Annotated in this window: 6 protein-coding genes; 2 read left to right on the forward strand and 4 right to left on the reverse strand. The window is 66.9% G+C overall.

What is annotated here, in order from left to right; genetic code table 11:
• The first annotated feature begins 350 nt into the window (after positions 1-350).
• Positions 351-1418 (forward strand): hypothetical protein, encoded by a 1068-nt coding sequence (locus ACFHPP_RS29720; RefSeq protein ID WP_437166843.1) that lies wholly within the window; start codon positions 351-353, stop codon positions 1416-1418.
• Positions 1419-1973: 555 nt separating this feature from the next.
• Here ACFHPP_RS29720 and ACFHPP_RS29725 read toward each other — a convergent pair.
• The 3 genes from ACFHPP_RS29725 to ACFHPP_RS29735 are packed head-to-tail and all read right to left on the reverse strand — an operon-like array spanning position 1974 to position 4901.
• Positions 1974-3137 (reverse strand): mandelate racemase/muconate lactonizing enzyme family protein, encoded by a 1164-nt coding sequence (locus ACFHPP_RS29725; RefSeq protein ID WP_437166844.1) that lies wholly within the window; start codon positions 3135-3137, stop codon positions 1974-1976.
• 46 nt (positions 3138-3183) lie between these two features.
• The gene (locus ACFHPP_RS29730) at positions 3184-4155 is read right to left on the reverse strand and encodes a Bug family tripartite tricarboxylate transporter substrate binding protein (RefSeq protein ID WP_437166845.1); all 972 of its coding nucleotides are present in this window, start codon (positions 4153-4155) and stop codon (positions 3184-3186) included.
• A gap of 47 nt (positions 4156-4202) precedes the next feature.
• The gene (locus tag ACFHPP_RS29735; RefSeq protein ID WP_437166846.1) at positions 4203-4901 is read right to left on the reverse strand and encodes a GntR family transcriptional regulator; all 699 of its coding nucleotides are present in this window, start codon (positions 4899-4901) and stop codon (positions 4203-4205) included.
• A gap of 803 nt (positions 4902-5704) precedes the next feature.
• Between ACFHPP_RS29735 and ACFHPP_RS29740 the strand changes: the two genes are divergently transcribed.
• Complete coding sequence (locus ACFHPP_RS29740) at positions 5705-6772, forward strand: transposase (protein WP_437166848.1); 1068 nt, start codon at positions 5705-5707, stop codon at positions 6770-6772.
• Between the two features lie 256 nt (positions 6773-7028).
• Here the strand turns inward: ACFHPP_RS29740 and ACFHPP_RS29745 are convergent.
• Positions 7029-7873: KilA-N domain-containing protein (locus ACFHPP_RS29745; RefSeq protein WP_437166847.1), on the reverse strand; the 845-nt coding region annotated here is incomplete at its 5' end.

Raw genomic sequence — 7873 nt, forward strand, 5'->3', positions numbered from 1 at the left:
GCTCCCGTCGAGGCCGCGGGCCCACTCCGGTAACCAAAGGACAACCGGCTGCATCAGGACATGTCCGCGAAGATTCGTTCCCCGCCCGTTTCGGACGTTGCGCGCTCATTCAGAGACAGACACTAACCGGCTCCAACGGCCTGATCGATCCCGACAACCCACTGATGCAACCAGGGGGCGGGCGAAGCGGCGGACCCAATTAACAGATCGAGTGGCAAGGCAGGCTCACCATGACTAGGCTGGACGGCCCTGCGCGCCCCGACGGCAGGACAAGGGGGGTGGCTCCATGACAAGCCGGCTGCTCCACCACCCATCAGAGCCTGTCATCCCCCACAAGCCCGGAGCCATCCATGAGCCGTACCACCAAGGCCAACATCACCGAGGCCCAATGGGACGCTATACAGGCCGCGTGGGAAACTGGCCGCCCGGGCCGCGCACTCGCAGCCGAATACGCGGTGGATGAGAGCACGATCCGCTACAGGGCGAGCACGAGGAACTGGCAGAGAGACAGGACGGCCCGCGAGCGCATCCGCTCAGCAGCTCAGGCCCGCACGTGGTCCGGCCGCCCCATTCCCGCATCCCGCCCCCCATTCCCGCGGCCTGGCCTCGCGCGCGAGGCTGGGTGCGGGAATGAGATGCGAGATGGTCTGGCGCCGGCTTACCGTGAGCGGCTCCGCGAGGCGCAGATCGACGCTGCCGCTGACGCCATCGCCGAAGCCAACCTCAGGGCCTTGGCCAAGGCTGATCAGCTGAGCCGCCTCTTCGAGCGGCTCGACGAGTTGTTGACGGATGTGTTGACCACGCCGGCCGAGGATGACGAGGCGGGATGGAAGCGACGGGCATCGGCGCGGGACATACTTTTGGCTGGGCGGAAGGACAGTGTGATCGGCGCGGTCTTGGCGCTGGCCAAGCTGGCCGGGGCCATCCAGGTGCAGACCCGGAAGGCGCTGGGCGCCGATGAACCGGCGATGCAGGTGCCGCTGGCAGCGCCGGACAGCGGGCCAACTCAGAACGCAAACCATAGCACTTCGCCAAAGGTGGACTTCAGCAAGTTCACGACGGACGAGCTGGAGACAATGCAGAGGGTCGCAGAGATAATCGGGCCGCAGATGGGGTGGCCTGCTGTCCCGACACCGCCAGCCGGTCCAAAGGCGGCGGCGCCGTCGAACCTGGCTACCGAGGCAAATGGTCTGGATTGTGCAGCGGCACTCAACCCGCAGGCCTCTGATGCTCGAGGATCTCCAAGATCGTCGGCGCAGGCACGGCACATCTTGGGCAAGGCGGATGGCAGCTGGGCTAGCCCAACCCCAGTTTCGAATAGCAACCGCCTTTCCAATGAGACGATAGGGTTGGGCGGAGCCGAGACTGCGACCGGAGCCGGGACGCCTCGCCCGCCCCCAACGCGAAGAGCCCCATGACCTCGTGGTGAGGCCATGGGGCTTTGGGCGCCCTCCGCTGGGGAGGGCTGGGATGGGCGGCTATCCGCCTGTGGCACACCGCGCAGACCAGCCAGCCATGCTGATCGGCGATCTCGCGGTCGAGCAGCAGGCCGAGCCATTCGGCAGGGGTAAGCTCTCATGGGCGGCGTCAACATGACGCGGCCTGTGCCCGCCGAGGTGGGGATGACAGGGGTGGCGAGAGGCCAGCACCCCTTTCCCTGCCAAAGCAGGAGCAGCGCCGGATGGCCGGCAGCCTCGTTGCCGGGGCGTTGGCCAGATCCAGCGCCTGGACGGCTCAGACAGCCTCGCCCCAAAGACGAACAGGCTGCAATGGCAAGGCAGTCTCATGCTGTGGATCACCATGCAACGACAGCCTGTAAGATGACCAGTACGGTGCCCTATGCGGCCCGTTGGGCGGGCGGCCGGGCCTAGCATGCGCTGGTAAGGACATGCACCCGTGCCTCCTCGGCCAATAGCACTGGCTCTGCCCGGGTCTCCTTGGAGCGCAGGTCGAGCCTTGTGAGGCCCGCCTTGTCAGGCCTGCATCCGCTCGCAGTGCGCCAGGTAATCCGCATTCAGTTCCACCCCCAGCCCCGGCCGATCCGGCAGCGCGATCTGCCCGTCCTTGATGCGCCGCTCGTACGGGTCGTCCACCAGCGCCAGCCGGTCATCCTCCGGCCAGACCGGGAAGACTTCCTGGATTAGGAAATTCGGGATGGCAAAGGAGAGCTGCACGCAGGCGGCGGTGGAGATCGGGCCGCCGCAGTTGTGCGGCTGCACATAGACTCCATAAGCATGCGCGAGCGCCGCGATAGCGCGCACGCCCGTAAAGCCGCCGGCGATGCCCATATCCGGCTGCGCGACCGAGATCGCTCGCAGCTCGAAGAAGCGCCGGAACTCGATGGTGGTGCAGAGCCTTTCACCAGCCGCGATCGGCAGGCCGGTGCCCTCTGCCACCTGACGGGCAGCGTCAGCATCCTCGGCATCGGCGACCTCCTCCAGGAAAAAGGGGTCGTAGGCCGCCACCTGCTTGCCGAAATGGATGGAATCCATCGGCCACATATTGCCGTGCATCTCCACCAGGATATCGACATCCGGCCCCACCGCCTCCCGCACCGCGGCGACGCGGGCGATCGCCAGCCTTTCATGGCCGCGCTCGATGCGGCGGTCGGGATAGGCGCTATGGCCCTCCCGGTTCAGCTTCATTGGGTCGAACTTCATGGCGTCAAAGCCGCGCGCCACCACGCTGCGGGCAGCCTCCGCATAGGCTTCCGGCGCGCCCAGGCTGCGGTACCAGCCGTTGCAGTAGATCCGCAGGGACTGACGGCAGGCGCCGCCCAGCAGCACATGGATGGGCTGGCCCAGCGCCTTGCCCTTGATGTCCCACAGCGCCTGATCCAGCGCGCTGATCGCGGCGCCGAAGATCGGCCCAGGCACATGGCCCCAGAAGGTCTTGCGGCGCATCTGGTCGAAGATCTGTTCGGTGCGGAACGGGTCGCGGCCGATCACATGGCCGCGCGCCAGTTCCAGCAACACCTCCACCGCGCCGCGTCCGCCCGTGCCATAGGCCAGGCCGATCTCGCCGGCGCCGGAGATGCCCGCATCGGTCTCGACCTGCACCACCAGGACGGCATGCGCCGCGCCCTCCTTCATCGCACCGAGCGCCGCCCGGTAGACGCTAACCCCCCTGACCTTCACCTGGTATGTCCCCCTCAGAGCCTGCAGAAAGCCAATTCACAAGCTCTCAGCGCTTCATCCGCGCATAAGCAGTGCGGAATCCGTCGAACATCTCGGCCACCGCAGCCTCCAGCTCCGCGCCATGAATGCCATCGGCGAGATAGGCCTCGGAGGCTGCGGTGGCCTGGAATTCCGGCGAGAGCACGGCGTCCCGGAACAGCGCCACCAACCCGGCGCGCAGCGGATCCGGCAGGCCGGCGGGGGCCACCGCATAGGTCATCTGCAGCATGCGGCCATCCGGGAATGCGTTGATGCCGCGTTCGGCCGCGGTCGGCACATTCGGCAACTGCGCCAGCCGGGCCTCGCCCAAGACCGCGATCGGGCGCAGTTCGCCGCTGCGGACCTGGCCGAAGACGTCGGCGGGCTTTACCAGCCCCAGGCCGAGATGCCCGCCCATCAGCTCATTGGCGACACGTGAGGCGCCGGGATAGGCGACATAGATGAATTCGGCTCCGACCGCCGCGGCGACGGCATTCAACGTCAGATGGCCGAGCGTACCCTCTGGTCCTGCCGCTCCGGCGGAGAAGCCACCAGCCCCCGCGCGCATGGCGGCTATCGCCTGCTCCAGGGTCTGGATCGGGCTCTTGGCGCCGACCACGAGAATGGCGGGATCCTGCGAAACCCGCACCAGATTGATGAATTGGTCGAAGCGCAGCGGCACCTCCGCACTGGCGATCAGGGAGATCAGCCCGCCCGAGGCAAAGCCCAGGGTGCGACCATCCGGACGAGCCTGCGCCACCCGTGACAATGCGATGGCGGATCCGCCGCCAGGAATGTTTTCTACCACCAGCCGATGGCCCCGGCGTTCGAATAGCGGTTGCAGACGGCGCGCCAGGAGATCCGTGGCACCGCCCGCGGCGAAGCCGACCAACAGGCGGATATCCGTGGGCACGCCTTGCCTGGCGAAATCTTGTGCCTGGCTCGGGGGCGCCAGGGCGAGACCGGCCATGCCGGCGGCCAGCAGATGACGTCTTTGCATCTTGGTTTCCTCCTTCCTCGCCTGCCCCTTGCTGAGGCCTGGCTCATTCACGGACCGGCTTCTTCCGCCACCAAGGCTGCGACCAGATCGTCGCGTGCGGTCTGCATATGGGTCACGGCGGTTTGCCGGGCCCGCGCGCCGTCGCCGGCCTCCAACGCTTCCAGCAAAAGGGCGTGGTCCCGAATCACGGCGTCCAGCCGGCCGGGGCGATAGCCGAAGCGGATGCGGATGGCGCGGATCAGGCCGGCGTGGGCCTCCAGCAGGCGCAGCGCCTCGTCATTCCCCGGCACGGCCAGGATGATGCGGTGGAATTCGTGGTTGAGCAGGGCGCAGGCCGCCTGGTTGCCGGCGTGGGCGGCGGTCTCAAAGGCACGCTGGGCCTGGCGCAGCCGGACCAGGGTGGCGGCATCGATCAGCGCCGCCGCTTCCTCCGTCAGCATGCCGTCCAGCGCGGCACGAATGGCGAAGAGATGGCCGATGAAACGGGCATCGACGCGACGTACGGCGGCACCGCGATTGGGCGAGAGCACCACCAGCCCCTCACCCTGGAGCTGTTGCAGCGCCTCGCGCACCGGCATTTGGCTGAGGCCGTAGCGGGCGGCGATCTCCGTGATTTTCAGGCGCAGGCCCGGAGGAAGAGTGCCGTCCAGGATCTCGTCGCGCAGACGCTCATGCAGCCGCTGATAAACAGTGCTTCCGAAGGGCAGACGACTGGGCGCGGATTCCTGGATGGCGAGGGCTTGCAAGGCGGATCCTTTGACGAGCGCGGCGGATTGCAGAGAAACAGGGCAGACTTGTCAATACACGGTAGTCGATTAGCGATTTGATCAAATTTATCCGGAGCCTTCGATCCGTAGGCTCGGCCTCAGCCACGGCAGGTGGGCCGAAATTCGCCAGCACTGCGGGCCCAACGGTCGCAGCCAGTCCTCTGATGGCGGCGGGATCAGCAAGACGCTTGTATCCACGGCGGGCCGGATCCGAGGCCGAGGGGAAAGACGATTGGAACGCCTTGTTGTTGACCAGACGAAGTGATCGCGGCTCGGGTCCGGCACCGGCGCGCCGGTGCCGGACCGTCGCTATTCTCTCGCCGGGCAACGGCTCCGTGGGCGTCATCCAGCAGTGAGAGCTCCCCAGCGTCTCGACGACGTGACGACGAGCCTCGGACCCGGCCTGGGTAGGCGAGAGTACGGAGATTGTGGCGGCACGACCGGCTACGGATCAAGCACATGGCTGCGCAGCCCAGGACTTCGCCCGCATCGACAAGGGAGAGCCTCATGGGTCAACGAACTGTCGGCATCGACCTCGCCATCCGCGGCGATCATGTCGCGCGCATTCCCGACGACGGACGCCCTACTGGTAAGCCGATACGCTTCCGGTTGACGCCCGACAGCCTCACTGGTCTGGTCACGCGGCTACGTGATGGAATAGCGCCGGGCAGCGCCATTACCGCAGTCATGGAGCCCACTGGAATGTCCTGGTTCCCGGTCGCCCTCTGGCTCAGGGCGCAGGGATCACGGTCATTCGCGTTAAAGGTCAGCGGGTCCGCGCCCTGCGCCGCTATCTCAGCGAGCACGCCAAGACCGATGCCGCCGATGCCTATGTGCTCGGCGCCATCCCGCTGTTCGGCGGCGTACCCGCCGATACGCTCTACGTTCCCGACGCGGAGCGGCACGCGCTGCAGCGCCTGACCCGTCAACGCGAGCGACTGGAAGACGAAGTCTCGGCCATAAAGCGCCGCCTGCTCGACCTGGTACGTTGGGCCTGTCCTGCACTCGAAGCTGTACTGCCGGATTTCCGGACCAATCTGGCGCTCGCTGTCCTGCACGACCTGCTTGATCCCGCGCAGGTCATCAAGGCGCGTCGTACGACGCTGCTCCGATTTGTCGCGGAGCATGCGAGTGGAAACCACCCGCATAGCGGGCCGTTTGCCGAGACTCTGGTAGATGGCCTTAAGGCGGCAGCTGCCGAAACGCAGCGCCTGCACGGCAAAGCCGTCGACTTCGTCCTGCTGCAGCTCGAGGTTGCGCTCGAGATCGACCGCCTGCGGCAGATCGAAATGCAGCTGAGCCGTCTCGGCCAGGAAGTCGAAGCGCTCTACAGCAAACTCCATCCAACCAATGCGCTGCGCAGTATTCCCGGTATCGGCGCAGCCATTGGGCCGCTTGTGCTCGGCGTACTGCACGAGGCACGAAGGTTCTCAGGCCTACATCAGCTTCGAGGCTTCTGCGGGCTGTTTCCGCGCAGCAATTCCTCTGGCGGCGCTGATCACCCTGGGCAGACCATCACGCAGTCGGGCAACAACCGCATCAAGCGTGCGCTCTACCTTGCCGCCGATGCCGCGCGGCGCGTCGATCCCGAGCTCGCCGCGGTCTATTGGCGCCTCATGGTCCGCAAGGGTCACCACCACAAGCAGGCCCTCTGTGCCGTGGCGACGCGCTTGATCAATCGCATCGGCAGGGTGCTTCGTACCGGTCTGGCCTACGAACTGCGTGACACCGACGGCACGCCAGTCAGCGTTGCCCAAGGCAGGATCATCGTCACCGAGCGCTTCAGTATCCCAGCCGAGATCCGGAACGCCAGACGCCGCCATCGTGCCGAAGCCATCGCCGCACCCTGATTTCCCACTTGGCAGTCCGTAGGAGATCACTGGGCGATGGAGGACGTTGTTGCGCTGAACGATGCCTGCAAGGCGCCGACCGCGAAGCATGACCCCTATGAGCCACGCCAGCCTGAGGCGAAATGACGCTACGCCTTCGCCATCCCGCCAACTCACCATTCGGCTCTGAGGAGCCGAAACGCGAAGAGCCCCATGACCTCGTGGTGAGATCATGGGGCTCTGGGCGCCCTCCGCTGGGGAGGGCTGGGATGGGCGGCTACTCCGCCGCGCCGCCGTGGCCAATCCGGCCGCGGCGGCGCTGCGCGAGTACCAACGCCTGGAAGGTGCGGAACCTGGGCATGTGGCCAAACCGCAGCAGGTAGCCGCCGCGGTTCAATTCGATGTGGCAGTCCGCGCAGATCAGCCAACCATGCTCCGGTCGGTTTAGGCCGCGATGGAAGAAGTGGTCGAACTCGGCGCCGTCTGCCGACCCGCCCGCTCGGGTGAGCACGGGCGCGTTGTCGCAGCAGGGGCACTGGCCACCATAGGGCTCGGCCGCCACCGTGCGGCGAATGGCCGCCTGGCTCGCCGGCGAGAAATCCCGCCTGGTGCCGAGCAGCAGATCCTGCGTCGAGAGCGTCAGGAACATCTGGTCGGCGGCATGCCGGTCGAGGACATCGAGGATGTCGAGCCGGCGATGCAGCCGCTGGAACTGCTGGTCGAGGTTCGCCCACAGCGGGTCATCGCCCGCGGCGGGTGCCTCGTCCGGCCGCTGCATGGCGGTGCGGACGACGGTGTTGCACCAGAGGTGGAACGGCGGCGAGAGGTAGCGGGCGTAGGTCAGCGCGAGCTGCCAGTGCGCCCAGGTGCCGCCCTGATTGCCGCGGACGGTGGCGACGAGGCCGTCGCTGTCGAGGTGGCAAATGCCGGCGAGGCCGGCATTTGGCGCGAACAGGTCGGTGGCGTCGGTGCGGTGGGTGCCTGCATGGGTGCGGAAGCGCGCGGTCTCCTCGAGGGCGAGCCAGTCGGAGGGGCGTCGGTTCGGCGGCCGGTCGGCGGCCTGCCACATGTCGGTCAGGTTCAGCATGGCGCCGCGCAGGCGGATGCGGCTGCCCTGGTAGG

Source organism: Falsiroseomonas sp. E2-1-a20 (assembly GCF_051433195.1).
In the GTDB taxonomy this organism is placed as follows: domain Bacteria; phylum Pseudomonadota; class Alphaproteobacteria; order Acetobacterales; family Acetobacteraceae; genus Falsiroseomonas.